The sequence below is a fragment of the Ruminococcus sp. Marseille-P6503 genome, from assembly GCF_900604945.1.
In the GTDB taxonomy this organism is placed as follows: Bacteria; Bacillota; Clostridia; order Oscillospirales; family Ruminococcaceae; genus FB2012.
Window position 1 is genome coordinate 516,897 of the sequence record NZ_UWPB01000001.1, and the last position, 24,582, is coordinate 541,478.

General features: G+C 43.7%; 34 protein-coding genes. 30 read left to right on the forward strand and 4 right to left on the reverse strand.

Annotated elements, in window-relative coordinates; all coding sequences use genetic code 11:
- Positions 1-30: 30 nt before the first annotated feature.
- Positions 31-828: a hypothetical protein gene (locus tag EIH25_RS02395; RefSeq protein WP_124098325.1), complete on the reverse strand. Its 798-nt coding sequence runs from the start codon at positions 826-828 to the stop codon at positions 31-33.
- A 105-nt stretch (positions 829-933) separates the two neighbouring features.
- Positions 934-1,947 carry a restriction endonuclease gene (locus EIH25_RS02400; protein WP_124098326.1) on the reverse strand — a complete coding sequence of 338 codons (1,014 nt, stop codon included), beginning with the start codon at positions 1,945-1,947 and terminating at the stop codon, positions 934-936.
- A gap of 543 nt (positions 1,948-2,490) precedes the next feature.
- On the opposite strand from EIH25_RS02400, the gene EIH25_RS12650 reads away from it, so the two are divergent.
- Positions 2,491-2,619 (forward strand): hypothetical protein, encoded by a 129-nt coding sequence (locus tag EIH25_RS12650; RefSeq protein ID WP_279254424.1) that lies wholly within the window; start codon positions 2,491-2,493, stop codon positions 2,617-2,619.
- Here the strand turns inward: EIH25_RS12650 and EIH25_RS02410 are convergent.
- Complete coding sequence (locus tag EIH25_RS02410; protein WP_124098328.1) at positions 2,585-2,917, reverse strand: helix-turn-helix transcriptional regulator; 333 nt, start codon at positions 2,915-2,917, stop codon at positions 2,585-2,587. The two genes, EIH25_RS12650 and EIH25_RS02410, sit on opposite strands and share 35 nt — an antisense overlap.
- A 198-nt stretch (positions 2,918-3,115) precedes the next feature.
- On the opposite strand from EIH25_RS02410, the gene EIH25_RS02415 reads away from it, so the two are divergent.
- Both EIH25_RS02415 and EIH25_RS02420 read left to right on the forward strand, forming a co-directional pair.
- A complete protein-coding gene (locus tag EIH25_RS02415; protein ID WP_124098329.1) occupies positions 3,116-3,319 on the forward strand; it encodes a helix-turn-helix transcriptional regulator in 204 nt (67 codons plus the stop codon).
- A gap of 16 nt (positions 3,320-3,335) precedes the next feature.
- Positions 3,336-3,530 carry a hypothetical protein gene (locus tag EIH25_RS02420; RefSeq protein WP_124098330.1) on the forward strand — a complete coding sequence of 65 codons (195 nt, stop codon included), beginning with the start codon at positions 3,336-3,338 and terminating at the stop codon, positions 3,528-3,530.
- Here the strand turns inward: EIH25_RS02420 and EIH25_RS02425 are convergent.
- Positions 3,520-3,834 carry a hypothetical protein gene (locus EIH25_RS02425; RefSeq protein WP_124098331.1) on the reverse strand — a complete coding sequence of 105 codons (315 nt, stop codon included), beginning with the start codon at positions 3,832-3,834 and terminating at the stop codon, positions 3,520-3,522. The genes EIH25_RS02420 and EIH25_RS02425 overlap by 11 nt on opposite strands.
- Before the next feature lie 70 nt (positions 3,835-3,904).
- Here EIH25_RS02425 and EIH25_RS12360 point away from each other — a divergent pair, with 70 nt between their 5' ends.
- From EIH25_RS12360 to EIH25_RS02550, 27 genes are all read left to right on the forward strand, one after another.
- Positions 3,905-4,051 (forward strand): hypothetical protein, encoded by a 147-nt coding sequence (locus tag EIH25_RS12360; RefSeq protein ID WP_164489133.1) that lies wholly within the window; start codon positions 3,905-3,907, stop codon positions 4,049-4,051.
- A gap of 51 nt (positions 4,052-4,102) precedes the next feature.
- Positions 4,103-4,291 carry a hypothetical protein gene (locus tag EIH25_RS02430; RefSeq protein WP_124098332.1) on the forward strand — a complete coding sequence of 63 codons (189 nt, stop codon included), beginning with the start codon at positions 4,103-4,105 and terminating at the stop codon, positions 4,289-4,291.
- Positions 4,288-4,521: a hypothetical protein gene (locus EIH25_RS02435; protein WP_124098333.1), complete on the forward strand. Its 234-nt coding sequence runs from the start codon at positions 4,288-4,290 to the stop codon at positions 4,519-4,521. Before EIH25_RS02430 ends, EIH25_RS02435 begins: the two co-directional genes overlap by 4 nt.
- A 20-nt stretch (positions 4,522-4,541) precedes the next feature.
- Positions 4,542-5,147 (forward strand): hypothetical protein, encoded by a 606-nt coding sequence (locus EIH25_RS02440; RefSeq protein ID WP_124098334.1) that lies wholly within the window; start codon positions 4,542-4,544, stop codon positions 5,145-5,147.
- The gene (locus tag EIH25_RS02445) at positions 5,144-5,419 is read left to right on the forward strand and encodes a hypothetical protein (protein WP_124098335.1); all 276 of its coding nucleotides are present in this window, start codon (positions 5,144-5,146) and stop codon (positions 5,417-5,419) included. Before EIH25_RS02440 ends, EIH25_RS02445 begins: the two co-directional genes overlap by 4 nt.
- Before the next feature lie 14 nt (positions 5,420-5,433).
- Positions 5,434-5,730: a hypothetical protein gene (locus EIH25_RS02450; RefSeq protein WP_124098336.1), complete on the forward strand. Its 297-nt coding sequence runs from the start codon at positions 5,434-5,436 to the stop codon at positions 5,728-5,730.
- Positions 5,727-7,019, forward strand: coding sequence for an AAA family ATPase (locus EIH25_RS02455; RefSeq protein WP_124098337.1), 1,293 nt, complete (start codon positions 5,727-5,729; stop codon positions 7,017-7,019). Before EIH25_RS02450 ends, EIH25_RS02455 begins: the two co-directional genes overlap by 4 nt.
- The gene (locus EIH25_RS02460; RefSeq protein ID WP_124098338.1) at positions 7,012-8,058 is read left to right on the forward strand and encodes an ATP-binding protein; all 1,047 of its coding nucleotides are present in this window, start codon (positions 7,012-7,014) and stop codon (positions 8,056-8,058) included. The genes EIH25_RS02455 and EIH25_RS02460 overlap by 8 nt, the downstream gene beginning before the upstream one ends.
- A 23-nt stretch (positions 8,059-8,081) precedes the next feature.
- The gene (locus EIH25_RS02465; RefSeq protein WP_124098339.1) at positions 8,082-8,594 is read left to right on the forward strand and encodes a DUF669 domain-containing protein; all 513 of its coding nucleotides are present in this window, start codon (positions 8,082-8,084) and stop codon (positions 8,592-8,594) included.
- Entirely contained in the window at positions 8,591-10,180 is a 1,590-nt protein-coding gene (locus EIH25_RS02470) for a DEAD/DEAH box helicase (protein ID WP_124098340.1), read from the forward strand. Before EIH25_RS02465 ends, EIH25_RS02470 begins: the two co-directional genes overlap by 4 nt.
- The gene (locus EIH25_RS02475; RefSeq protein ID WP_124098341.1) at positions 10,181-12,406 is read left to right on the forward strand and encodes an AAA family ATPase; all 2,226 of its coding nucleotides are present in this window, start codon (positions 10,181-10,183) and stop codon (positions 12,404-12,406) included.
- A gap of 234 nt (positions 12,407-12,640) precedes the next feature.
- On the forward strand, positions 12,641-12,889 hold the full coding sequence (locus tag EIH25_RS02480) for a hypothetical protein (RefSeq protein WP_124098342.1): 249 nt from the start codon (positions 12,641-12,643) through the stop codon (positions 12,887-12,889).
- A complete protein-coding gene (locus tag EIH25_RS02485; protein WP_347561931.1) occupies positions 12,882-13,274 on the forward strand; it encodes a RusA family crossover junction endodeoxyribonuclease in 393 nt (130 codons plus the stop codon). The genes EIH25_RS02480 and EIH25_RS02485 overlap by 8 nt, the downstream gene beginning before the upstream one ends.
- A complete protein-coding gene (locus tag EIH25_RS02490; RefSeq protein WP_124098343.1) occupies positions 13,271-13,495 on the forward strand; it encodes a hypothetical protein in 225 nt (74 codons plus the stop codon). Before EIH25_RS02485 ends, EIH25_RS02490 begins: the two co-directional genes overlap by 4 nt.
- 136 nt (positions 13,496-13,631) lie before the next feature.
- Positions 13,632-14,048 carry a hypothetical protein gene (locus EIH25_RS02495; RefSeq protein ID WP_124098344.1) on the forward strand — a complete coding sequence of 139 codons (417 nt, stop codon included), beginning with the start codon at positions 13,632-13,634 and terminating at the stop codon, positions 14,046-14,048.
- Positions 14,041-15,174: a hypothetical protein gene (locus EIH25_RS02500; protein ID WP_124098345.1), complete on the forward strand. Its 1,134-nt coding sequence runs from the start codon at positions 14,041-14,043 to the stop codon at positions 15,172-15,174. Before EIH25_RS02495 ends, EIH25_RS02500 begins: the two co-directional genes overlap by 8 nt.
- Before the next feature lie 82 nt (positions 15,175-15,256).
- Positions 15,257-15,529: a hypothetical protein gene (locus EIH25_RS02505; RefSeq protein WP_124098346.1), complete on the forward strand. Its 273-nt coding sequence runs from the start codon at positions 15,257-15,259 to the stop codon at positions 15,527-15,529.
- Positions 15,489-15,884 carry a hypothetical protein gene (locus EIH25_RS02510; RefSeq protein ID WP_124098347.1) on the forward strand — a complete coding sequence of 132 codons (396 nt, stop codon included), beginning with the start codon at positions 15,489-15,491 and terminating at the stop codon, positions 15,882-15,884. The genes EIH25_RS02505 and EIH25_RS02510 overlap by 41 nt, the downstream gene beginning before the upstream one ends.
- A gap of 480 nt (positions 15,885-16,364) precedes the next feature.
- Positions 16,365-17,174: a hypothetical protein gene (locus tag EIH25_RS02515; protein ID WP_124098348.1), complete on the forward strand. Its 810-nt coding sequence runs from the start codon at positions 16,365-16,367 to the stop codon at positions 17,172-17,174.
- Positions 17,167-17,625 carry a hypothetical protein gene (locus EIH25_RS02520; protein ID WP_124098349.1) on the forward strand — a complete coding sequence of 153 codons (459 nt, stop codon included), beginning with the start codon at positions 17,167-17,169 and terminating at the stop codon, positions 17,623-17,625. The genes EIH25_RS02515 and EIH25_RS02520 overlap by 8 nt, the downstream gene beginning before the upstream one ends.
- A 66-nt stretch (positions 17,626-17,691) precedes the next feature.
- Positions 17,692-18,207 carry a terminase small subunit gene (locus tag EIH25_RS02525; RefSeq protein WP_243113068.1) on the forward strand — a complete coding sequence of 172 codons (516 nt, stop codon included), beginning with the start codon at positions 17,692-17,694 and terminating at the stop codon, positions 18,205-18,207.
- Positions 18,204-19,463 (forward strand): PBSX family phage terminase large subunit, encoded by a 1,260-nt coding sequence (locus tag EIH25_RS02530; protein ID WP_124098350.1) that lies wholly within the window; start codon positions 18,204-18,206, stop codon positions 19,461-19,463. The genes EIH25_RS02525 and EIH25_RS02530 overlap by 4 nt, the downstream gene beginning before the upstream one ends.
- Before the next feature lie 22 nt (positions 19,464-19,485).
- Complete coding sequence (locus tag EIH25_RS02535) at positions 19,486-20,847, forward strand: phage portal protein (RefSeq protein WP_124098351.1); 1,362 nt, start codon at positions 19,486-19,488, stop codon at positions 20,845-20,847.
- Entirely contained in the window at positions 20,828-22,666 is a 1,839-nt protein-coding gene (locus EIH25_RS02540) for a minor capsid protein (protein ID WP_124098352.1), read from the forward strand. Before EIH25_RS02535 ends, EIH25_RS02540 begins: the two co-directional genes overlap by 20 nt.
- Complete coding sequence (locus tag EIH25_RS12365) at positions 22,650-22,793, forward strand: hypothetical protein (RefSeq protein WP_164489134.1); 144 nt, start codon at positions 22,650-22,652, stop codon at positions 22,791-22,793. Before EIH25_RS02540 ends, EIH25_RS12365 begins: the two co-directional genes overlap by 17 nt.
- A gap of 131 nt (positions 22,794-22,924) precedes the next feature.
- Entirely contained in the window at positions 22,925-23,566 is a 642-nt protein-coding gene (locus EIH25_RS02545) for a DUF4355 domain-containing protein (RefSeq protein ID WP_124098353.1), read from the forward strand.
- Positions 23,567-23,573: 7 nt separating this feature from the next.
- Positions 23,574-24,578, forward strand: coding sequence for a N4-gp56 family major capsid protein (locus EIH25_RS02550; RefSeq protein WP_243113069.1), 1,005 nt, complete (start codon positions 23,574-23,576; stop codon positions 24,576-24,578).
- Positions 24,579-24,582 lie beyond the last annotated feature (4 nt).

The window sequence follows — 24,582 nt, forward strand, 5'->3', positions numbered from 1 at the left end:
TTTTGACCTCCTTCCTAGCGATCTTCCGTTTTAGGCGAACACAGCCGCCGCTATCTCACAGTCTTTATATTTATGCTCCGCTAAGAACTCTGACTGTTCATCATCAAGAGTGACGATCAGTCGGGCGGTTGATTGCGCGTCAGCGATAAAGGTTCCGTCTATTGTGATAAACTGTCCGTCCTCACATTCAACGTTCAGGTATACAACAGACTTAACGCTTTCATCTGTTAAATTTCTAATTTGTATATTGGCAGGAAAGAAATTAAGCGATAACGATAAATTTGTTTCAAAGCTGTCCGCGTTCGCAGTCGCCGATACAAGTTCAATTTTGTCTTCATAAACTATTCCCGACCATATAGAAGCATATTCATCCCTGAGCTCGGACAGTTCTTTACCATCTGAAATCTCACCGTCGGATACGGTAAATTCCAACGAGTAGATTTTACCGTCTATATCATTGAACGTGCATATAAAATTATCGACAACTCCTTCTGATATCTGGCTTAGTTCTTCCAGAACGTCGGTACTCAATACAAATAGAAACATAAAGTTATTGTAAATATCGTATTTATTTTTGAATGTATATTCTAAATAGCAGGTCTTACGGTCATCAGAAAATGTCCAGGTAGCAGACATAGTATCGTCTTCATAAGAATCAATGCTGCTGTCCTGAGATTCCTGCTGTGAAGATTCAGATTTTTCAGCTGAAGCGGTACTGCCCTCAGAAGAAGAACTAGCCGGTTCATCTGATACGCCGCTGTTTTTGCAGCCGGTAAGCCACGCGCAGGCAAGGCTTAAAAGCAGAATAAACGGTATTATTTTTTTCATATTTGTCCCCCTAATCTTCTGTCAAAGATTTAATATGCCGTCTTGGCGCGGTAAAACTCAGGCAATAGTTTTATTACAAATCTAGCGATTTATTAGTACGAACTCCTAGTTGTCCTCCAGATTTCCAATTAAAGTTGATTCTATTTCGTTTGATTCGGATTGTGGCGTGCCTGAGACTGCTTGTTCTGCTTTGTCTTCTGTTAGATCGTTGATTCTTTTATTAAGCGTAATAATATTTTCTGAAAACTTAGTCTTGATATATGGCAGGTCCTCTTTGCGTATATTTACTTTTCTAGTACACTGTTCTGTTTTAGACCCTATTAATCCAAGTTCTTCTATAGAGTTTAATATTTTATCAGCTTTTAGGTGTCCAAGCATTAGTTTTCGTTGTATGAATACCGTAGATGCGTTTTGTGAGTTTGCAATTTCAACAATAGCTTTCCAAACTAAATTATCCGATAATTTGTCTGAACAATCATTGTTAACAGTTTTATCGCATTCTATTTTCAACAATATGTCATCTTTTAAATTTTCTTTTTCGGAATTTTTGTTGCATTTACGAAGCCAGCCTTGTAAAACTTTTCTGTCCCACAGTTGTACGCCATTAACTTTTGCCAATACTTTAGCATGTTCTGTAAAGTATTGATTCGTCATTACTGCACCTTTAGAACAATCATAGTAAGCTAATCCGGCTACAACTTCTTGTATTGGTTTATTACCAAGATTGCTAGAGTATCTTTTACATTGTATTGCATATCGGCAATCATCCTTTTCGGCGATAATATCAACTCCAAAATCTCCCGATCCTTTCGTTACCTTAACTTTTTTGAAGCCATTTTCTCTTAAAATATCAGCACAGGCATATTCAAACTGATGTCCCCCCATTAAATCAAGCTGCTCTATAGTGTAAAGCCTTATAGTGTAAATAGATTTTCTTTTGGTAAGACGGATAAATAAAATTATTATTAGGCCAATAATATACAAATACCAGAATTCGGGCAATGAAATAAAAATAATTCCGATTAACACAAACGACGCAAATAAAATAAAAATTGTTTTTATTATATACCATATTATTTTTTTGACCAAAGTAACACAATTATTACTTTCTTTATCCATAATAAGAAGCTCCTTGCAGTAAAATATAACAATTACATTTTACCACAATAAATGTCTATAATCAATAGCAGATGATAGTAATTTTATTATTGTTTTTATATGTCAAAAAAATATTATAGATTTACAATAAAACACATATACTAATCCCGGAGGTGTTCCTATGTACAAAATTCTGCTTAAGCAGCAGCGGGAAAAAGCTGGCATAACTCTGAGATATCTTAGCGCTGCTACAAATATAAGTATAAGCGCTTTGAGCTCGATTGAACGGGGTGATTCTGACCCGCGCGTTTCAACCGTCGTCGAATTAGCCAAATTTTTTCGCTGCAATTTGTCAGATATCATAAAATTCTGAAAATCCTGTTCGTTATACCGAACAGCTTGCACTTTTTCGACATTTTGCGTGTTAATAATTATAGAGGGATAAATTTTGTAACGAAATGTTCAGAAGAAAATTTGTTCTAAGCCCTTGACAATGTTGAACGCTTGTTCTATAATATAAGTATGTAGAACAAGTGTTCATGATAAATAAAGGAGTGTTACATAATGAATGAAGAAGAAAAGCGCAAAAAATTAATCAAAAGTATAATTGATAAGTTTGAACGATTAGAAAGGAAAAGGCAAGATAAAAAAACACCTGTTATTGTTCCTCTTTCCACAAAAGATAATCCATGAATTTGTCTAATTCAATCAAACTGTCAGTACTAAGCGATTCCAACTTTAGCTCAAGAGCTCTTTTCCCGTCGACGGGAGAAGGGCTTTTTATTTGCTCACTAATTCCTAATATATATTCAGATGATATATCAAAATACAAACATATTTTCAATAGCGTCATTGTGCTTAAATCACGCTCGTTGCTTTCATAATTGCGATATGCTCTCTCTGATATTCCAAGCTCGTTTGCAATCTCGCTAATTTTTATTCCTTTTTGTATTCTGACCTTTTTTAAACGTTCTCCAACTGTTGATTCCATAATTTATCACCACCTTTGCAATTATTATAGTACAAAATGTGCTTAATGTCAATACTTCTTGTAAAATATTTGGAACAAATTGTACAAATAACACAATATCGTACTGAACATTTTGTGCATTTTATGACTTGACTTAGGAACAAAATGAGCATATAATAATAATTTCAAGAACAAATCGTTCAAAAAGGAGGAGATTAAATGAATGTTTTTAGCACTATACGTGCAGAGGTAAGCAGACGAGGATGGACACTTCAAGAGTTCTGTGACAAACTTCAAATTTCTCGTTCCCGTTTTTACCGTTGGGAGAATACAGGGGATTTTCCTATGAGTTATCTTATAAAAATGGCTGAGCTTTTTAAAATGTCCCCTGATGATATTCTTGGCATTTCTAAAATAGCTTGAAAAGGAGTGATAACACATGAGAAAGTTAAAAACAGTTGAACTTAATGTAGAAAAAGACGAATTGAAAGTGAATGGTGAAAATTTATCTGATGTTTCAGAATTTAATTTACACTTTGATGATGGTATATTTCGACTGGAAATTGCAGAGGACTTTTACGCAACAGGCGAAAAAAAGCGCCCTAAGAATAAGGGCGCAAGCATTATGGAATAAATTTTGAAATGAGGTCAATTACGTCGGAAATACCGTTTTTAAATCGATTTTCCATATATATAATTGTAGAATCAAGAATATCAAAATCACCGCCTATGTAAATCTTGATATATCCATTTCGTGCAAGTTCCAATAAGCAATCAGATATATCACTGTTATGCCATTTTGATAAATTTTTATCTAAAGTATAGAAATCATTTTGAAAACGGCGAGAATCAGCTTTTGATTTTCCGGCATTGCGACGTTCAAGATACATTTTATATATGTAACAAATAACCTTTTCAGAATCTTTTGTAATATACATATATAGCCCTCCTTTCTGTAATTTTCTACATTATACCACAAGGAGGATAAAATTACAAGGAGGTGCAAAAATGAAAATCTACATAATCGAGCTCAGCGACCGTTACGGATTTGAACGGACCGCGACTGTCAGGGCGAAGTCGATAGCGGAGGCTATCAGCGGGGTTTACAAATCAAGCGGAGAGTTCGTGCTGTCCTGCCGCGAGCTGGACGGTTAAGCATAGGACAAAATTTATACGTCATACAATTAACAGCAGGGAGGTGGTCGCGTGATAATTTCAACAACGGAGCGGACATATTACTCAAACGGGAAGCCGTATACGGTCATAGTAAGCATTAAGGACGACGCGTACAGAGACTGTTCGGAAGAGGAGCTTCGCAGGCGCAGGGAAGAGTTTGGAAAAACGGCGCTCAGAATCGCAGGCGACGCCCTTAAAAGGAGAAGTGAAAAAGAATGAAAAACATACTTGAAAGCGAAACGCTTAACGCAGATGTGAGCGTTAGTCAGATACGGTCCGTTCAGCGTAAGCGGGAGGGACGTGAAAAAGCGGCGCGTCAGAGAAAGCGGCGCAGGCTGAGGAAACTAATCGGACAAGTCCTGGCGGCAGCGCTGTTCAGTATAGTAAGCGTAATGATGATAGCCTGCGTTGTAACCGGGGCAATGTATCTGAGCGGCGGGCTGAGATGAGATTTTGAGGAGGACAGAAGATGAAAAAGTACGAGTTTACAGATGAAACGAAAGACTGTTGTGGCTGCAAGCTTACGCGAATAAGAGCGCTAATTGATTTTGGCAATGTGAAAGCCGGAAATCTTGGAGGATTCATCGAAAAAGAAAGTAATTTAAGTCATGATGGCAACGCTTGGGTATATGGCGACGCTGGGGTATATGGCGACGCTGAGGTATCTGGCGACGCTGAGGTATCTGGCGACGCTCGGGTATATGGCGACGCTCGGGTATACGGCAACGCTTGGGTATATGGCGACGCTGAGGTATCTGGCGACGCTCGGGTATATGGCGACGCTGAGGTATCTGGCGACGCTCGGGTATATGGCGACGCTGAGGTATCTGGCGACGCTGACTACATATGTATAAAAGGCTTAGGTCGTTATAACAGAAACACAACATTTTTCAGGACAGAACGTGGCGTATCTGTAGTTTGCGGCTGTTTTAGCGGAACTCTTGAAGAATTTGAAGCAAAAGTTGTTGAAACTCATGGAAACAGCATATATGCAAAAGAGTATCTTGCCGCGGTTGAGGTTGTAAAAATACATTTTGGTATTGCTGAGACAAAAAATGAGGAGGACGGAAGATGACACTGAAAGAAAAGCTTGATTGGCTAGTTGATGACTGCTATCGCCGAAAAGAATTTCTATGCAAATGCGAGAAGGACGGCGATTTGGAAACGTGTTACAATCCAGAAGACGCAGAAGAAGTTCTGGTGTATGGAGTAGAATCTTTAAAACGAGCGGCAAAGGAGATTAACGCAGAAATTTTTACTAGCGAACGTTATGGTGATTATAAATATAGATACTTTTTTACATATCGTGGTATATGTTTTTTCTGCCTTAGTGACGAGAAAATTTAAGGAGGATAATGAAAATGATAGAACTGACAAGAGAACAGACGATAAAAGCATTGGAGTGTTGCATAAGCGATAATTGCAGAGAATGTCCGCATTATCCAAAGTGCGGCAGTAGTGAAGATCTATTAAAACTTGCGCTTCACTACTTAAAAGAAAACGAGCCTGCACCGTCCGCCAACGATACAAGCTCAATGTATTCACATGATGATGATAACATAGAAATCTTGGCTTGTCAAGTAGATGAATCAATACTTACGAGAATACTTGACTTGGAAAACAAGTTGGAAAAGATGATTGAGGAGGAACAGAAATGACAGTAAAAATAAACTCATTGGAGTTTGAAAATGTAAAAAGAATAAAAGCGGTGCAGCTTGAGCCATCAAAGGAAGGTCTGACGGTGATAGGCGGAAAAAACCGACAGGGAAAAACCTCAGTGCTGGACGGGATCGCCTGGGCGCTTGGCGGGGATAAATATAAGCCGTCTGAGCCGAAGCGTGAAGGTTCGGTAATTGATCCGCATTTAAAGATTACGCTCAATAATGGTATCGTCGTGGAACGTTCCGGGAAAAACGGCAGTCTTAAGGTCGTTGATCCTGCCGGGAACAAAGGCGGTCAGCAGCTTTTAAACAGCTTTGTGGAGCAATTTGCGCTTGACCTGCCCAAATTCCTCAATCAGAGCAGCAGACAGAAAGCGGAAACGCTTTTAAAGATTATCGGAGTGGGAGACAAGCTATATCAGCTTGAAGCCAGGGAACAAGCCGTGTACAATCAGAGAACGGCTATAGGGAGGATCGCCGACCAGAAAGATAAATACGCGAAGGAAATGCCCGTGTATACTAATATTCCTTCCAAGCCGGTTTCCGCTTCGGAACTGATCCGTCAGCAGCAGACCATACTTGCGAAAAACGGCGAAAATCAGCGTAAAAGGGAGCGTTGCCGCGCTTTGCAGGCTGAAAGAGACCGTTTGGCGGCAAAGGTGAACGATCTTAGTGAAGAGCTTAAAAAATATCAGAAAATGCTGGCAAAAGCACAAGAAGATATGGAGATCGCTTTTAAAACCGCCGAGGAGCTCGTCGATGAAAATACATCCGAGTTGGAATCAAATATTGCGCAGATAGAAGAGATCAACAAAAAGATCAGAGCAAATCTTGACAGAGAAAAGGCGGAGATCGACGCTGAAGATTACAAAGAGCAGTATCGTAATCTTACCGATGAAATAGAAAAAATACGTCAGGCAAAAAGAGAACTGCTAAAAGACGCCGATCTGCCGCTTCCCGGACTTTCCGTTGAAAACGGGGAATTATTGTATAACGGATACAAGTGGGACAATATGAGCGGAGCGGAACAGCTAATCGTAGCAACCTCTATTGTAAGAAAGCTTAATCCCGAATGCGGATTTGTGCTTCTGGACAAGCTTGAGCAGCTTGACAGCGATACGCTGAAGGAATTCGGCAAATGGCTTGAGGAACAAGGCTTGCAGGCGATCGCCACCAGAGTTTCCACCGGCGATGAATGCAGTATTATCATTGAAGACGGAATGTCAAAGGAACCGGAAAAAATAAACGGATTCAGTTCATGGAACGGAGGAAAATTCAATGTTTGAAATATCAAAGGGAATAATTAATTCAGCGCAGAAGGTCGTGGTATACGGTCCGGAGGGCATTGGCAAATCTACCTTTGCGGCACAGTTTCCCGACCCGCTGTTCATAGATACTGAAGGCAGCACAAAACGGATGGACGTCAGAAGATTTCCCAAGCCGACAAGCTGGGAAATGCTTAATGGCATGATAAAAGAAGCTGTAGAAAAAAAGCTGTGCAAAACGCTTGTGATCGATACGATCGACTGGGCGGAGCAGCTCTGTATCAGATCGATATGCGGCAGATATCAGAAAACAGGCATTGAGGATTTCGGCTACGGCAAGGGTTATGTGTATGAACGCGAAGAATTCGGAGCGTTTCTTAATTTGCTTACGGAAGCGGTTGAAAGCGGTATCAATGTCGTGCTTACAGCCCACGCTCAGCTTAAAAAGTTTGAGCAGCCGGACGATTTCGGCTCTTATGACCGTTATGAACTGAAGCTGGGGCAGAAAACAGGCTCGCAGATATCTCCTCTTGTAAAGGAGTGGGCGGATATGCTGCTGTTTGCAAATTACAAGGTGTTCAGCGTCGCGGTCGATAAGGATGGAAAGAAATATCGTCCTCAGGGCGGAGAACGGATAATGTATACCTCTCATCATCCATGCTGGGACGCTAAAAACCGCGACGGTCTGCCAGAGGAAATGCCTTTCAGATATGAATCAGTCGCGCATCTTTTTGCACAATATAATGATATTCTGTCCTCTCGTCAGGCGGCTGAACAAAGAGCAAACGACGCGCCGCCTGAAACGGAGCGGGAACAGGAAGAAATACAGAAAACACTTGTCATTCCTGATAATATACCTCCTGCTTTGCGGGATCTTATGAGAGCCGATAATGTCAGTGAAGAGGAGATCAGAGAGGTCGTGGCTCAGCAGGGCTATTGTCCTGTCGATATGCCGATAGCAAATTATCCGCCCGATTTTATCAGCGGCTGTCTTATCGCGGACTGGCAGACTGTACTTAAAATGATAAACGAGCTGGATATTAACGGGGTTCCGTTTTAATTGAATTGAAAGGAGAAATAACGATGAATGATTTCAGAGAATACGGTTGGGAAGATGAGATTTCGGAAGAAGGAGGAGCGTATCCTTTGCTTCCTGAGGGGGATTACGATTTTACAGTAGTAAAAATAGAAAGAGGACGGCATGAGGGGTCGGAGAAAATACCGCCGTGCAACAAAGCGATAGTTACATTTTCCGTCTGGGGCGCTGAGGATAAGATCGAGATCACGGAAAATTATCTGCTTTGCAACAAGCTTGAATGGAAGCTTTCTGAATTTTTCCTTTCCGTCGGTCTTAAAAAGCACGGAGAACCTCTGAAAATGAACTGGGGCAAGGCCGTAGGTGCAAAAGGCAAATGCCATGTTATCAGAAACAGCTATAAAAAGAAAGACGGCTCTGACGGGCAGTCAAACAAGATAAAGAAGCTTTACGCTTACGATGAACAGGTGCGGACCGTCAAGCCCTTAAATCAGCAGCCTGCTTCGGGAGGCTTCGGCAGCTATAACGGCGGCTTCGGATTCGGAGGCGGTTCGAGGTGAAATTAAGACCGTATCAGAATGAAGCCAAGGAAGCTATACTGAAGGAATGGTCAAGCGGCGGCAAAAAAACTCTCGCGGTTCTTCCTACGGGTACGGGAAAGACAATACTTTTCTCAGCGGTAACGGAGGAATGCGTACGGCAGGGTAAACGGGTGCTTATCCTTGCTCACAGGGGAGAACTGCTGGAGCAGGCGGCTGACAAGCTCAGAAAAACAACGGGTCTGGGAAGCTCAGTTGAAAAAGCCGATCAGAGCAGTTTGGGGTCATGGTACAGAATAACGGTAGGATCAGTTCAGACGCTGATGAGAGAAAAACGTCTGGCAAAGTTTCCGCCGGACTATTTCGGTACGATCATAATCGACGAGGCCCATCACGCTGTCTCAGACAGTTATCAAAAAGTGATACGGCATTTTCCGGACGCTGATATATTGGGAGTAACAGCAACGCCTGACAGAGGAGATATGAAAAATCTTGGCTCGGTATTTGAAAGTCTGGCGTATGAATACACGCTGCCGCAGGCGATCAAGGAAGGCTATCTCTCGCCGATAAAGGCAATCACGATCCCGCTTGCTCTCGACCTTACAGGGGTATCGACGCAGGCGGGAGATTTCAAAGCAAGCGACATTGATACGGCTCTTGACCCTTATCTGTATCAGATCGCAGACGAAATGCTTAAATACTGTATAAACCGCAAAACGGTAGTTTTTTTGCCGCTTGTCAAAACCTCTCGGAAATTCAGAGATATTTTAATTGAAAAGGGTTTTAAAGCCGCGGAGGTAAACGGAGAAAGTTCTGACAGATCAGAGATACTTAAAGATTTTGACAAAGGCAGATACAATGTGTTATGTAACTCCATGCTGCTTACAGAGGGCTGGGATTGTCCGTCAGTAGATTGTGTAGTTGTTCTGCGGCCGACAAAGGTCAGAGGGCTGTACTGTCAGATGGTAGGCAGAGGCACTAGGCTGTGCGAGGGAAAGAATGAGCTTTTGCTGCTTGACTTTCTCTGGCATACGGAAAGGCACGAGCTTTGCAGACCGGCGCACCTCATATGCGACAGCGAAGAGGTCGCAAAAAAAATGACAGAAAACCTTGCAAACGAGGCGGGCTGTGCGGTCGATATAGAAGAAGCGGAAAAACAGGCAAGCGAGGATGTTGTTTCTCAGCGTGAGGAAGCTCTGGCAAAACAGCTTGCCGAAATGAAAACTAGAAAGAGAAAGCTTGTCGATCCGCTGCAATATGAGATGTCTATTCAGGCGGAGGATCTGTCTTCATACGTTCCTGCCTTTGGGTGGGAGTGCGCTCCGCCGACTGATAAGCAAAAGGCGCGGCTTGAAAAGCTGGGAATATTCCCTGACGAGATAGACAACGCGGGAAAAGCCAAGCTCATCCTTGACCGTCTTGAAAAGCGCAAAAATGCGGGACTTACCACTCCAAAGCAGATAAGGCTGCTTGAAAGACACGGATTTCAGCATGTAGGAAAGTGGAGCTTTGAAAGCGCAAGCAGGATGATCTCAAGAATTTGCGCTAACAACTGGAGAGTGCCCGGAGGCGTTGATCCGGTTTCTTATGTTCCGGAGGAAAACTAAATGGATAATGTTAATTTACTTAAAATACTTGAACGCATTGACCCTGCCTCCTGCGACTATCAGGAGTGGGTAAACGTTGGAATGGCTCTCAAGCACGAGGGCTTTTCCGTATCCGACTGGGATAGCTGGTCACGCTCGGACGTTCGTCGCTATCATTCGGGGGAATGTCAGTCAAAATGGGAAAGCTTTAACGGCAGCAGCTGTCCGGTCACTGCTGGAACGGTGGTACAGATGGCAAAAGACAGAGGATTCACCTTTGACTCGGAGGAATTTAAAGAGTTTGACTGGGACGGTGAAATACTGTACGAAACCGGAAATCCTTTTATCGTAAATAACGGCGAAGGTATACCTTTTAAAGAACCCGAGAACTGGAATCCTGTACAGCAGCTTATTACTTATCTTGAAACGCTTTTTGAAGCGGGAGAAAACGTCGGCTATGTTACCGAAACGTGGAGCTCCGAAAAGGATGGCAAGGTAAAATATCAGCCTACAAAAGGAGCCTGCGATAGAACCGCGGGAGAGCTTATCTCGCTGCTGAACGGCTGCGGCGGCGATATAGGGGCTGTTATCGGAGATTACAAGCCTGAAGCGGGGGCGTGGATACGGTTCAATCCGCTGGACGGCAAAGGAGTTAAAAATGAAAACGTTACTGATTATCGTTACGCGCTTGTTGAATCAGATAATATGCCTCTTGAACAGCAGAATGCTGTCATCAGAGAGCTGGAGCTTCCTGTGGCGGCGCTGGTTTATTCCGGAGGAAAAAGTATTCACGCTATCGTAAAGATAGACGCTCCTGATTATGACGAATACAGAAAACGAGTCGAATATCTGTATAAGGTGTGCAAAGCCAACGGCTTTGAAATTGACAAACAGAACAGAAATCCCTCACGTCTAAGCCGTATGCCAGGTGTGGAGAGAAACGGCAGGAAGCAGTTCATTATTGACAGAAACATAGGAAGGGAAAGCTTTGAAGAATGGAAAGATTACATAGAATCCATTAACGACGATCTGCCGGATCCTGAAAATCTGGCTGACGTCTGGAACGGACTTCCCGAGCTGTCGCCTCCGCTTATCAGCGGAGTTCTCAGGCAGGGTCATAAAATGCTTATCGCCGGTCCGTCAAAGGCGGGAAAGTCCTATGCTCTGATAGAGCTGTGCATAGCTATAGCGGAAGGCGGCAAATGGCTCGGCAGCTTTGAATGTACGAAAGGCAGGGTGATGTATGTAAACCTTGAGCTTGATAAAGCCAGCTGTCTGCACCGTTTCTATGATGTATACAAAGCCTTGGGGATACCAGGAAGCAATATCTCAAGCATAGATATCTGGAATCTGAGAGGTCACAGCGTTCCAATGGACAAGCTTGCTCCTAAGCTGATACGAAGAGCCGGTAAAAGGGATTACATTGCTATAGTCATTGATCCGATCTACAAGGTAATTACCGGCGACGAGAACAGCGCCGACCAGATGGCTCATTTTTGCAATCAATTTGACAAGGTATGTACTGAATTGGGCTGCGCGGTGATCTACTGCCACCACCACAGCAAAGGCGCACAGGGCGGTAAGCGGTCGATGGACAGGGCTTCCGGCTCGGGAGTATTCGCCAGAGACCCTGACGCGCTTATAGACTTAGCTGAGCTGGAGATACCGGATTCTTTATATAAGCAGCAGGAGGACAAGGCGGTCTGCGAAATTTCTTTAAACTGGCTTAAACGCTTTAACAAGGATATGTTCTGCTCTCAGGACGATATGTACTCGCCTTCTAAAATACTCGATACGGCAAGAGATAATTTGATGAACAAATCATATAAGCTCATGCTTGAAGATATTGAAAAGGCAAAGAAGGCTGTGCGCGGCCGCACTGCCTGGCGCATAGAGGGTACTCTCAGGGAGTTTCCGAAATTTGCGCCGCTGAATTTGTGGTTTGATTATCCTGTTCATAAGGCGGACGAGATCGGAGTTCTTAACGATTGTACAATAGAGGGCGAAAACAGCTGGCAGAAGAATTTTTCAAAGAAAAGGAGTACTGAAGAACGTAAAAGTGAACGCAAGGAAAGTCTTGAAACCGCATTTAGCGGAGTGGCTGAAAATGGTAAATGCGCAATTTCAGAGCTGGCGGATTACCTTGGAGTAAGCGAAAAAACCGTCCGCAGACGCATAAAAGAACACGGCGGCTTTTGGGTGGACGGCAATGAAACTGGACTAAAGGACAAGGACAAAATCGGGTAATTGTCCTTTGTCTGAATTTTGGACAGACAGACAAAGTCGGTATTTTGTCCTTTGTCTTGAACAGGGACAAAGTCGAAAATTTTCGAATCTGTCTCAAACGTGGACAATTTCGAAAAAATATCGAGTTTGTCCGAGGGACAGACAAATCTATTATTATAAATAATACTTTTTGTCGGGTCTTAACCGCCCGACAAAAAAGTAGTTAGAATAATATTCGCGCGCGGGAGGTGCGATATGGCAAAAAGAAGTAAAGCGAAACAAGACATTGTTGACGCGGCAAGACGTATGCCGCCACTGTATCACAAATTGCCTGACGAGGATTTTGAATATAAAAAAGCCAGAACGCTTTGGTGGCTCGTAAAACAGAATGCTATACTCAAATACATTTGGGACATTATCAAACAGTCGGGCGCTGTCAAATATGATCCGTCTGTCGGTAAGTGGCAGGGCGTTGATTTTGAAAGCGAGGACGATGATGACTGAATTTTTTATGCCTATGATACCGCCTACCGTAACAGCTCAGGAACACAGGGTAACCATGAAAAATGGCAAGCCGGTATTTTATGACGCGCCTGAGCTAAAAGAAGCCAAAGCAAAGCTTATCGCCAACCTGTCTAAGCACAGACCTTCGGAACCTTTCGAATGCGGAGTGCGCTTGACTGTAAAGTGGCTGTTTCCAAAAGGCAAGCACAGGGACGGCGAGTACAGAACGACAAAGCCTGACACGGATAACCTTCAAAAACTGCTGAAGGACTGCATGACTTACTGTGGTTTCTGGAAAGACGACTGCTTGGTGGCTTCTGAAATATGCGAGAAATTCTGGGCCGACGTTTCTGGAATATATATCAGGATCGAGGAGCTGCAATGATAGAACGTGAAATCAAAAGAAATCTTAACAAGCGCGTAATACTTACGAACGAAAGGCTGTATATAGAAGGCGCTGATTTCATTTTAGCCGGAGCTGTTATACGCAGAAATGGCGAAGGCTTTTTCTATCAGGCGATCTTGCAGGACTTGAACAACAGCAACAGCGTTTTGGTCTGCAAGCTGGAGGACATTAAGGAGGAAAACTATGAACCAAAAACATAAATTTTGTGATAGCGCGGGTAGTTGCATATTGTTGAGCGTAAAGCCTCAATTCTGTAATTTGATTGCACAAGGCTTAAAGACAATTGAGGTGAGAAAAACACGTCCGAATTTCTCATCGTTTAAATGCTTCATATATATGACAAGGTCAAACGACGCCTGTGCAAACGGAGGAAAAGTCATAGGCGAATTTATGTGCTATGACATTTCAATATACCAAACAGAGTTTTACCCTGAGAGTAAACAGCCGGTTCTGGAGGCAATATGGGAATACGATAATGAAGAGGACGTTTTTACAGCTGTCGCTTCAAATGAAGATGTGCAAAAAAGCAGATTTTTAAGAGAGACCTGTCTTGAACTTGAAGATTTCCGCAGATATCTGGGAAACGGTGAAAATTTGTTTTACGGCTGGCACATCTCAGACCCTGTTATTTATGACAGACCCAGAGAGCTGTCCGAGTTTTACAGGCGATCAGGGCGCGACCCTGTTTTAAAACCGCTTTCGCGTCCGCCGCAGTCATGGTGCTATGTTGAGGACGGTGAAAGTAATGGCTAAAAATATAACGGACATGAAGTCGCTTGATGAATTTATTCGCTTTACGCTTGACGAAGAACTGCTTGAAAAGCTGAACAGGTATACCAGAAAGCCTGTTTCGGCGCAGGAGGTTTATACCTTTCCGGTTATCCTCTGCGACAACGAGATTGACCGGGACGGCGAACACTTTTCCGTCCCGGCGCTTGAAAGACTGGCGGAGCTTTTCGTGGGAAAGACGGGAATTTTCGACCACGATCCCAAGGGTGAAAACCAGACGGCGAGAATATTCGACTGCGAGGTGAAAACCCTTTCAGACAGGCTGACCGCCGCCGGAGAGCCGTATACCTGCCTTGTGGCTAAGGCGTATATGATGAGAACGGATAGGTCGAAGGATCTCATCGCCGAGATCGAGGGCGGAATAAAAAAGGAGGTGTCGGTAGGCTGCTCGATAGGCAGAAAGCTGTGTTCGGTGTGCGGAGCCGATCTCAGAGAGAATCCCTGCGGTCACATAAAGGGAAAATATTATGACGGAAAGCTGTGCAGCGTTATTCTCGACGAGCCGACCGACGCCTACGAGTGGTCGTTCGTAGCGGTTCCTGCTCAGCGCAACGCCGGAGTTACTAAAAGCGAAAAACTCATTAATGAGTTTATTTCTAAAAATGACGTTATAACTGAATTAAAGAACATGGCAAAACAACACTATGAATCTGGTAAGCCCGGTTCAAGAAACGCTTGTATATCATCAGCTATGGGCGATTACTGTAAACACTTAGCTAAGTTTATTGAAGATATGCCAGTTATAAATGTTGACGTTACTAAAGGTAAGGTAGTAATGACGTGTAACGACTGCATACATTGCGAGGTTTGTAATCACAAAGATAAAATTTGTGATCTTTACAAAGATAAATCTTTTATTGCGGAATTGCCCTGTAAGGTTGGCGATACGGTTTATTTTATCAAAGCCGCTTTTTCATATTTTCAAGACCCAAAGCCGGAAAAGGTAAGAAAAATAGAACTGTATGACGATGAGATAATGATACGCACGCAAAGCAGAACATTTAAAGGCACCGCAATTGGAGATATTGTATTTTTAAATAAAGAATCAGCAGAGGAAGCTTTAAAGAAAAGGAGGTCAAAAAATGCTTGAAATCTTAGAGCTAATAAGAGCTATTCTGAAAGGTGAGGAAAAGGAATATGAAAATTGATTTTTATAGCGGAAAGGAAGCGCCATGAGCAAAGCGTGTAAACGTCTTGCGTCTGCGGTTATCATGCAAGCCTATCACGATATCGAAAACGGCGGGGACTTGGCAGATCGGACGGTTATAGAGGTTGAAAAAGGTGGGCTGGACATATATCTTAATATGCTTGATATCAAAATTTCAAAGAATGACTTTCTTGCGATAGCCGAACAGGCGAGAATCGAAAAATTAGAGAAACGCATGAAAAAGGGAGGCAGTAAGCGTGACTATAAAAGAACTGGCAAAGCACAGAAGCAATCTTGAACTGATAGAATGTATTGACCGCAAGCTTGCGTTGAAGGAAGCGCGCATTTGCGTGGAGGGCTCGGCGGGACCTCCCAGTTTCGAGAAAAAAACGAGGGTGATAAACGGATATATACACGGTCTGGGCACAGTATCGCTTTTGGCTGAAAAGTCAAGGCTTGAAAAAGAAAACCGGGAGATAGAGGAATACATAGCGTCTATACCGAATCGGCGCGTTTACAACGCTTTATATCATTACTGCCTTGATGATTCGCTTAGCAATCCGACTTGGGACGAGGTAGCTGTTGAAATGCATGAGTACAGTACAAAAGCGTTAAAGACGTATGTAGAAAGATATTTGAAATATGTTCTTTAATGTGGTTGAATGTTCCCTTTTGTAGTCTTGATGTGTCTTTTCAGGGGTGCTATAATTAAAATGAGGAAAGTGCATAGAGATTCACTGTTTTCCCCTTCAATATTTTTTTCATCAGCGGAATAATAATTCCGGACGGGGCGAAAGCTCCGTATGCAAGCGCAGAAGTACCGCAGTAAGCTGTGCACAAGCTGGCGGCTGGGGTTAGATTCCCCAGGCTTGCTCCACTGGACTGCCATTAAAGTCCTCCTTAAAATATTTGCGGAAAAGGCACTCTTGGCGGGTGTCTTTTTCGTAAGCAAACGGCATATACTTTAATGTATGGCTTATTCATTTATGTCGTATAATGTCGCAAATCTCAAATGTTGCATAAAAACTGTATCTCAGATTTATGCAAAAAGGCTATTTTTGTCTTGTTCTGTTGATTTATCACTCTTTCTATGGTATTATTTTGTATATAATATTTTAGATGGGGGATTATTTATGGCAATAAGTTTTAAAAATATGCAGTTAATTATTGACGGACAAGATCCTACAGAAGAGCATTTAAAATTTATAAATAATTCAAAAACTAAGCGTAACAGATTTGATGATATAAGTTATAATTTTAAAACCGAATATAATGAAGGTCTAAAATACTTATGGTTATATGTCGAATATGAAAATGCAAAAATTCATAATGATAAGGTATACAATGAGGATAAGCAATGCGATGAACCAAATCCAAGAAATCCATATCAGATTGAATTTAAACATCAGTTTTTTTGTATATATTTTCTATCAACAAAAGTTCTCTATCTTTCAAACATCCAAAAGAAAAATCATCTTATAAAATATTTATCGGACATATTACAAAAAAAGGTTGAGATAAAAAATTATTATAAAAATATGGACGAATTTAGCAAAGGAATAAGTTGTTTAAAAAGCATATCGTTTATAACCAAAGATACATTATTCAGAAAGAAAAATGGAATTTTTGATGCTGTAGATAATATCTATGGGTTAGATTATGCAAATCAGATAAAAATAAGCGTTGATTATGGCAGGCTTTCATTAGCAGGAATTGCAAGTCATTTTATAAAGAAAATAAAAAATCAAGAAAAGAATTTGCAAATTCAAAACATTGTTGTTTGTGGTTATGATGACAATGAAGTTGAAAAGACATTAGATGTTAAAAATTATATTGAAGCTATTAATATTAACGTAGAAGCTGATGAAGGCACTGGATTGTACGATGAAATTGATGTAAAATATGAGATTATAAATAAACTAAAGGAAAATAGATATGTATAAAAAGCATAAAATAATTAGTGTTATAGGGTTTATTACGGTCTTTACTATTTCATGTATATTGCATATTGTGCCTATAAAAATGGCTAGTGATATATTAACGGTAACCTCAATAATTTTAGGCTTTTACGTAACAGCATTGTCAACATTATTTGAAAATTCCGTAATAAAGGATATGGCTAAAAGACAGGATACACGTATTAAATCAAAGACAGAACTTGGGGTGTTATTATCATATTATAAAAGTAGCATAATGATTTCATTTGCAGTGATTTTTACTTCAATTTTATGCATATTATTAGATGGTGTTTCAAATTATACAATTTGTCACTTACAAAATATAATGCTTTCTATTATGTTAGGACTTGTTTTTATTTCACTGTATTTAATGATGGTATTAATAAATCTCTATATAAATATGATACGGCTAAATACCAAAGATAAAAAAGAATAAAATAGTTATCTACCCGAACGCTCCCCAGGAGCGTTCTTTTTATGCCTTTGAAAGGACGGTGAGGAAATGCCGAAGCTGACTGAAAAACAAAAGAAATTCTGCGAGGAATACCTCATCGACCTCAATGCTACTAAAGCGGCGGTCAGAGCGGGGTACTCGAAAAAGACGGCAAATACAATAGCCGCGCAAAACTTAGCAAAACTTAACGTTCAGAAATATATTTCTGAGCTGCAGAAAGAGCAGTCCGAGCGCACCAGGATAACTGCCGACCAAGTGCTTGAAGAGCTGGCGGCAATAGCCTTCAGCGACAGGACAGAGCTTGCGCGGGTCGTCAGCAGGCAGGGAGAAACGGCTGTTGAGCTTACTGAAACGAAGGACCTGCCCGATACGGTAAAAAAAGTCGTTTCAGGCGTAAAGCAGGGCAGAAACGGAGTGGAGATATCCTCCTATGATAAGCTTAGGGCTCTTGAACTTCTGGGCAAGCACTTGGGGATGTTTATTGACAGACCTGCCGCGCCGGCGTCTGAGGACGAGCTGTCGGCACTGTATAAGACCCTTGAAAGAGAGGAGGCCGGAAAATGACCTTTACAAGACTGTCTGAAAAGCAGAAGCTCCTGCTCAAATGGTGCCACGTCCCCTCAATGCGCAGCAGGTACAGCGCGGTCATCTGCGACGGGGCCGTCCGTTCGGGGAAAACGGTCGTAATGATCACAAGCTATATTCTCTGGGCGATGAAAAACTTTAACGGCGCGAATTTTGCGATCTGCGGAAAGACGGTGCAGTCCGCCGAGCGCAATATTATAAATCCGTTAGGTCAGATCGCGGATATAACCCGTTATTTCCGTTTGTCATATACCCGATCGTCGCATTTGCTGACGGTTGAGGTCGGAGGCAAGCGGAATTATTTTTACATATTCGGCGGCAGGGACGAATCCTCGGCGGCGCTGATACAGGGACTGACCCTTTCCGGCATTATGCTTGACGAGGTCGCGCTTATGCCCCGCAGCTTTGTCGAGCAGGCGGTCGCCAGAACGCTTTCGGTATCAAACGCCAGGCTCTGGTTCAACTGCAATCCGGAAAATCCGCATCATTACTTTTATACGGAATGGATATTAAAGGCGTCTGAGAAAAATGCCCTCAGACTGCACTTTCTGATGAACGATAACCCGATACTTACCGCTGAAGATATAGCCAAGGCGGAAAATATGTATTCGGGCGTTTTTTATGATCGGTTCATCAAAGGACTGTGGGTAATGGCGGAGGGGCTTGTATACCCGGAGCAGGCTCAGGGCGAAGGTATCGTGCCGACAGAGGATCGCGGCTATACGTCCTATTATATATCCGTCGATTACGGAACGCTGAATCCTTTCTCGGCAGGGCTTTGGGGCAAATGCGGCGGCGTATGGTACAGGGTCAGGGAGTTTTATTACAACGGCCGCGAAAAAGACGTTCTGCTTACCGACGAGGAGTATTATTCGCAGCTTGAAAGGCTTGCGGCAGGTCTCAGCATACGGGCTGTGATAGTGGATCCGTCCGCGGCTTCTTTTATCGAGTGTATCCGCCGTCACGGAAGATTCAGCGTTATCAAGGCGAGGAACGAGGTAACGGACGGGATAAGACGCACTGCCGAGGCTTTCAGGACGGGCGATATAAAAATAAACGACTGCTGCCAGTCGGCTATCAACGAGTTTGCCGCTTACCGCTGGGACGACAGGTCCGCGGACGACAAGCCGATAAAGGAATACGACCACGCGATGGACGACATACGCTATTTTGTCAATACGATAAAGACAACGAAAGCCCGCGCCGGCAGTAAATCAGCGCTGGGCATATACTGATAAAGCAAAGGAGGAGCAAGGCTTGTTTACAATTTCACGCGGCAGGGATATAACGATCGGACTGGCGGTAAATTTTATACGGAACCATCACGACAATGCGGTTCCAAGGCTTGAAAAGCTGAAAAGCTATTACGACGGAAAGCATAAAATATGCGGCAGGGTAAAAGCGGCGGACCTCGCGAACAACAGGATAGTTATAAACCACGCGAGCTATATAGCGAATATCGCAAGCGGCTATCTTGCCGGAACTCCGGCGTCGTATAAATTTCCGGAGGGCGATATCAGCCCGATCACCGACATTCTGAAAAAGGCGGACAGTCCAACCGAGGACAGCGATCTTGCTCTGGACTGCTCAGTATACGGGCGGTCGTTTGAGCTTATGTATATGTCAGACGACGAGAAGCCCGTTCCTAAGCTTGCAAAGATCGACCCACGCTCAGCGTTTGTCGTTTATGACGATACGGTGCTTCATAAGCCGCTGTTCGGCGTTACCTATTACCCCGTCTTTAACGATAACGGTATGCACGAGGGGTATATGTGCAGCCTTTATACAGCCGATACGATCGCTCCGTTCAGGACGGATACCGGATTTACGGTAACGGAAGAGGGAGAGGAGGAGGCTCATCATTTTCTCAGCGTTCCGCTTAATGAGATATACAATAACCAAAGCTGTCAGGGTGATTTCGAGCAGGTGATTTCCCTTATAGACGCGTACGATCTGCTGATGAGCGACCGGGTAAACGACAAGGAGCAGTTTGTAAACGCCCTGCTGCTGATAACCGGCTCTGTTCTCGGCGACGACAGCAGCGAAAAGAGCGAGACCTATCAGGCGGTCAAGGATAACGGTATTCTGGAGCTTCCGAGCGACGCTAAGGCCGAGTATCTTATAAGGCAGTTTGACGAAGCAAGCGTTGAGATACTCCGAAACGCGATAAAAAAGGATATACATACGATCTCAAACGTACCTGATATGTCCGACGATAATTTCGGCGGAAACGTGTCCGGCGTTGCCATGGCGTACAAGCTGCTGGGCTTTGAGCTTATGACAAAGACGAAGGAACGTTTTTTCAAGGAGGGACTGAGATATCGTCTGAAGCTTATAGCCAACGTGCTTTCAAAGCGAAATATAATAATCGATACCGACAGTATAGAGATCGTCATGCCGAGGACGCTGCCTCAGAATACCGCCGAGCTGGCGAATACCGTAGCGGCGCTGTCCGGACTGGTTTCGCAGGAAACGCTTCTGTCACAGCTGCCGTTTGTTGAAAATCCGGCGGAGGAGATAAAAAAGCTCAGAGAGGAAAATCAGAAAGCTCTGGAATATCAGCGGTCGGTGTTCAGCCTGAGAAGCGACGGTGCGGAAGATGAAAGCAAGGAGCGGTGATTACTGGCGGGAGCGGGCAGAAAAGCGAATGGACGAGGCTGTTTTAAAAGCGGATTCGATAGCGGACAGGATCGGGACGGCATATCTTGAAGCCTTAAGGGATATACAAAAAAGGCTTGACAGCGTATTCAGGAATTTTTCCGCCGGAATTTCCGAAGCCGAAGCCAGGCGCGTACTTCAAAGCGTTAAGGAGCCTGATGTTATTAAACGGCTTGAAAAGGCTGTCGGCAGGATAGAGGACGCGGAGAAAAGGGCTTTAATTCTTGCCCAGATAAACGCTCCGGCTTACAGGGCAAGGATAGACAGCCTGAATACGCTTGCGGACAGCGTTAAATCAGTATGTGAAAAGATCGGCGGCAAAACGCTGGAGCTGATGGATTCAGAACTGTCGGAAATAGCCGAAAGCGCTTATTACAGGAGTATTTTCGATACACAGAAGGGAACGGGGCTGGGCTTTTCGTTCGCGTTGCTTTCACAGGACAGGATCAATGAAATACTGCTGACCAGCTGGAGCGGCAAACACTATTCCGAGCGTATCTGGGACAACTCCGAAAAGCTTGCCGAGGCTGTACAGGAAATACTTCTCAACGGCTTTCTGACCGGAAAATCCAGCGGCAGAATGGCAAGCGATCTGCAAAAAAGAATGCATTCGTCCTACAGCCGAAGTCTGACGCTTATAAGGACGGAGGCGAGCTACATCGCCAACGGCGCCGAGCTTGAAAGCTACAGAGAGAGCGGCGCGGAAAAATACCGGTTTGTCGCCACGCTTGACCTGAGAACTTCCGAGATCTGCCGGAGCCTTGACGGAAACGAGTATTCTCTTGCCGAAGCCTGTCAGGGTGAAAACTTTCCTCCCATGCACCCCCGCTGCCGTTCTACGACAGTTCCGGCGCTGTCAGACGAGGTAATGGCTGATATGAAGCGGCGGGCAAAGGACCCCGTTACAGGAAAGCCTGTGACGGTTCCGGCGGATATGACCTATAAGGAGTGGTACGGCAGATATGTTAAGGGAAGAGCCGAGGCTGAGGCAAATGAAAAGGCGGTCAGAAATCTTTCCTCCGACAGAAAGCAGTTTGAGAGGTACAAAAGGCTGCTGGGAAAGGAAATGCCGCGGACGCTTGAAGAGTTTCAGCGGATCAAATATTCTGACGGCAACGGGTATGGGGTTTTAAAGGCGCAGGCACGAAAAGCGGCGGTTGACAAATCGCAGAAAAGTGGTATAATAAAGGCAGGGGAAGTGAGAAAATTGGAGCAGGCTAAAAAGAGAAATCATAAAATATACATAACCGATATGGCAATAGATAAGGTTAATAAAGTAAAGTTGTCTGATTTTTCACAAAAACAAATTGACGATATGCAGATCAAGCATAAAGATTTGCTGAAAATTGCAAAAGAAAAGAATGACAGCAATGAAGTTTTGTTAATAAATGATTTGAATTTAAGAAGCGAGGTTCAAATATTTGGTGACGAATTTGTTGTTTCACCTGCAAAAAATCCATTTGCCGTTTCTGTTATCGGAAACGCTCAACGCAGATCGCTCATATATATGCACAATCACCCCAGCACGAATAATTTTTCAGTAGCGGATATTGATACTTTTATCTGCGAGGGTGCGATAAAAGTAATGTCGGTTATAACTAATCAAGGCGAAGTTTATATTTTGAATAAGAAATCAGAATATGAATATAATAAAGCGAGAAATCTAATGGCAGAAATCTTTAATTCATTTAACAATGAAGAAATGGATAATAACGAATTTGTCAGAAGATTTCTTAAGCAGTGCCATAAAGGAGGTATAGAATATGCTAAATCCAAATAGACCTATTAAAATTATTGACGACCGTCCGAAAAGCAAAGAAGAGATAGCAAAAATGATTGAGCATATGTTCAATACAGACGAGGACGGAAACCCGGAAAAAGATAAGAATGACAGAGAAACCGCATAGTTTTTTAACCGCTTCGCTCAGGCGAGGCGGTAATTTTATGCCTGTTTGCAAATAAAATACGGATATAAGCGCTTTGCGTTACGCAGGGCGCTTTTATTATACACAAAATCAAGAAAGCGAGGTAAAACCCTATGAAGACACACGGAATCAGGATACCGATGCAGTTCTTTGCGGAGGATTCTCCTGCTGACGAAAACGGCGGACAGCCTGACGTTACTCTTGAACAGGTTTTCAGCGCGTTCAGTCCGGAGGATATCCTCGGAGCTGACAGCATGAAAGCCGCTTTGGAGAAGCACACAAAGACAGCTGCTGAAAAGGCTGTTTCACAAGCAAGGAAGGTATGGGAGAAGGAACAGCTTGAAAGTCTGGGCGAAAGCAGGAAGCTTGAGAAAATGAGCGAAGCCGAAAGGGAGAAATACCGATTTGAAAAGGAAAAAGCGGAATTTGCAAAGCAAAAGGCGGAGTTTGAGCGTTCGCAGCTTGAAATTTCGGTAGGCTCCGAGCTTCAGAAAAGGGGGCTTCCCGCCGTATTCGCCAAGTATCTTACCGCTGATAACGCGGAAAACTCCAAGGCGCGGCTGGACGAATTTGAACAGGCGTTCAATTCCGCTCTTTCAGCGGCTGTGGATTCAAAGCTGAGGGGCGGCGCTCCGCCGAAAGCGCCGGAGCCGAAGAGCGGGCTTACAAAAGAGGCGTTTGCGAAGATGGGATATTCCGAACGGCTTAAGCTGAAAAAGACCGATCCCACAAAATATAACGAACTGAAAGGATGATTTATTTATGAACAACGGAGGCATTAAAATTTCAATGCAGTATTTTGCCGATGAAACTACTAAGATCTCTGATCTTATCGACCCTGAGGTCATGGCGGATATGATCTCCGCGAAGATCCCGAATAAGATCGTCGTCGCGCCGTTTGCAAAGGTAGACAAAACTCTTTCCGGAGTTCCGGGGGATGAGATAACCATACCGCAGTACAGTTACATAGGCGACGCCGCGGACGTAGCCGAGGGAGTTGCCGCTGAAACGGTAAAGCTTCAGGCAAGCACAACTAAGGCAAGGGTCAAGAAAGCGATGAAAGCGGTTGAGCTTACGGATGAGGCTGTTCTGAGCGGCTATGGCAATCCCGTAGCGGAAGCCAACAGCCAGCTTGCCAGCGCTATCGCCGCGAAGCTGGATAACGACGCCATGGACGCGCTTCAGACGGCTCAGCTTGCATATGACGGCTCGGCGGCAGCGATCAAATACACCGGAGTGGTAGACGCTATTGATCTGTTTGACGAGGAAGTCAACACAGATAAGGTCATGTTTGTTCACCCAAAGCAGGTCACTCAGCTCAGAAAGGACAGCGATTTCGTTTCCGCGGACAAATATCCCGGCAGCGTGGTAATGACCGGAGAGGTCGGAATGATCGCGAATACCAGGATAGTTCCGTCGAGAAAGGTACCGCTGCATACCGAATGGTACAGGTTTGACGAAAGCGGAACGGTAACGGTAAGCGATTCCAATATTGCCGAGATCCGCAAGACTCTCCCGTCGGCGGAAATTGACGATAAGGTCACAAAAGTCACTACGCCCTGCTATTTCTGTCCTATAGTCAAGCTGAATCAGGACGGCGAAACGGAAGAAGAGGTCTCGGCTCTTACCGTTTACCTGAAGCGCGACACCAACGTTGAGGCCAGCAGGGTATCGCTCGCGAGAAAGACCGATATTTCAGCGGACAAGCACTATACCGTAGCGCTGTCGAACCAGTCGAAGGTCGTTCTGGCTAAGTTTAAGAAGTAAGGCG

Excerpts from the sequence above, each read along its gene's own strand:
- EIH25_RS02500 (WP_124098345.1), top strand. The coding sequence starts at position 14,041 with ATGGCTAAAAATATAACGGACATGAAGTCGCTTGATGAATTTATTCGC.
- EIH25_RS02455 (WP_124098337.1), top strand. The coding sequence starts at position 5,727 with ATGACAGTAAAAATAAACTCATTGGAGTTTGAAAATGTAAAAAGAATA.
- EIH25_RS02540 (WP_124098352.1), top strand. The coding sequence starts at position 20,828 with ATGAAAGCAAGGAGCGGTGATTACTGGCGGGAGCGGGCAGAAAAGCGA.
- EIH25_RS02550 (WP_243113069.1), top strand. The coding sequence starts at position 23,574 with ATGAACAACGGAGGCATTAAAATTTCAATGCAGTATTTTGCCGATGAA.
- EIH25_RS02435 (WP_124098333.1), top strand. The coding sequence starts at position 4,288 with ATGAAAAACATACTTGAAAGCGAAACGCTTAACGCAGATGTGAGCGTT.
- EIH25_RS02440 (WP_124098334.1), top strand. The coding sequence starts at position 4,542 with ATGAAAAAGTACGAGTTTACAGATGAAACGAAAGACTGTTGTGGCTGC.
- EIH25_RS02545 (WP_124098353.1), top strand. The coding sequence starts at position 22,925 with ATGAAGACACACGGAATCAGGATACCGATGCAGTTCTTTGCGGAGGAT.
- EIH25_RS02395 (WP_124098325.1), bottom strand. The coding sequence starts at position 828 with ATGAAAAAAATAATACCGTTTATTCTGCTTTTAAGCCTTGCCTGCGCG.
- EIH25_RS02520 (WP_124098349.1), top strand. The coding sequence starts at position 17,167 with ATGTATAAAAAGCATAAAATAATTAGTGTTATAGGGTTTATTACGGTC.
- EIH25_RS02495 (WP_124098344.1), top strand. The coding sequence starts at position 13,632 with ATGACAAGGTCAAACGACGCCTGTGCAAACGGAGGAAAAGTCATAGGC.
- EIH25_RS02485 (WP_347561931.1), top strand. The coding sequence starts at position 12,882 with ATGACTGAATTTTTTATGCCTATGATACCGCCTACCGTAACAGCTCAG.
- EIH25_RS02415 (WP_124098329.1), top strand. The coding sequence starts at position 3,116 with ATGAATGTTTTTAGCACTATACGTGCAGAGGTAAGCAGACGAGGATGG.
- EIH25_RS02410 (WP_124098328.1), bottom strand. The coding sequence starts at position 2,917 with ATGGAATCAACAGTTGGAGAACGTTTAAAAAAGGTCAGAATACAAAAA.
- EIH25_RS02505 (WP_124098346.1), top strand. The coding sequence starts at position 15,257 with ATGAGCAAAGCGTGTAAACGTCTTGCGTCTGCGGTTATCATGCAAGCC.
- EIH25_RS02530 (WP_124098350.1), top strand. The coding sequence starts at position 18,204 with ATGACCTTTACAAGACTGTCTGAAAAGCAGAAGCTCCTGCTCAAATGG.
- EIH25_RS12650 (WP_279254424.1), top strand. The coding sequence starts at position 2,491 with ATGAATGAAGAAGAAAAGCGCAAAAAATTAATCAAAAGTATAATTGAT.
- EIH25_RS12365 (WP_164489134.1), top strand. The coding sequence starts at position 22,650 with ATGCTAAATCCAAATAGACCTATTAAAATTATTGACGACCGTCCGAAA.
- EIH25_RS02475 (WP_124098341.1), top strand. The coding sequence starts at position 10,181 with ATGGATAATGTTAATTTACTTAAAATACTTGAACGCATTGACCCTGCC.
- EIH25_RS02450 (WP_124098336.1), top strand. The coding sequence starts at position 5,434 with ATGATAGAACTGACAAGAGAACAGACGATAAAAGCATTGGAGTGTTGC.
- EIH25_RS02420 (WP_124098330.1), top strand. The coding sequence starts at position 3,336 with ATGAGAAAGTTAAAAACAGTTGAACTTAATGTAGAAAAAGACGAATTG.
- EIH25_RS02460 (WP_124098338.1), top strand. The coding sequence starts at position 7,012 with ATGTTTGAAATATCAAAGGGAATAATTAATTCAGCGCAGAAGGTCGTG.
- EIH25_RS02465 (WP_124098339.1), top strand. The coding sequence starts at position 8,082 with ATGAATGATTTCAGAGAATACGGTTGGGAAGATGAGATTTCGGAAGAA.
- EIH25_RS02400 (WP_124098326.1), bottom strand. The coding sequence starts at position 1,947 with ATGGATAAAGAAAGTAATAATTGTGTTACTTTGGTCAAAAAAATAATA.
- EIH25_RS02490 (WP_124098343.1), top strand. The coding sequence starts at position 13,271 with ATGATAGAACGTGAAATCAAAAGAAATCTTAACAAGCGCGTAATACTT.
- EIH25_RS02425 (WP_124098331.1), bottom strand. The coding sequence starts at position 3,834 with ATGTATATTACAAAAGATTCTGAAAAGGTTATTTGTTACATATATAAA.
- EIH25_RS02515 (WP_124098348.1), top strand. The coding sequence starts at position 16,365 with ATGGCAATAAGTTTTAAAAATATGCAGTTAATTATTGACGGACAAGAT.
- EIH25_RS02445 (WP_124098335.1), top strand. The coding sequence starts at position 5,144 with ATGACACTGAAAGAAAAGCTTGATTGGCTAGTTGATGACTGCTATCGC.
- EIH25_RS02480 (WP_124098342.1), top strand. The coding sequence starts at position 12,641 with ATGGCAAAAAGAAGTAAAGCGAAACAAGACATTGTTGACGCGGCAAGA.
- EIH25_RS02525 (WP_243113068.1), top strand. The coding sequence starts at position 17,692 with ATGCCGAAGCTGACTGAAAAACAAAAGAAATTCTGCGAGGAATACCTC.
- EIH25_RS12360 (WP_164489133.1), top strand. The coding sequence starts at position 3,905 with ATGAAAATCTACATAATCGAGCTCAGCGACCGTTACGGATTTGAACGG.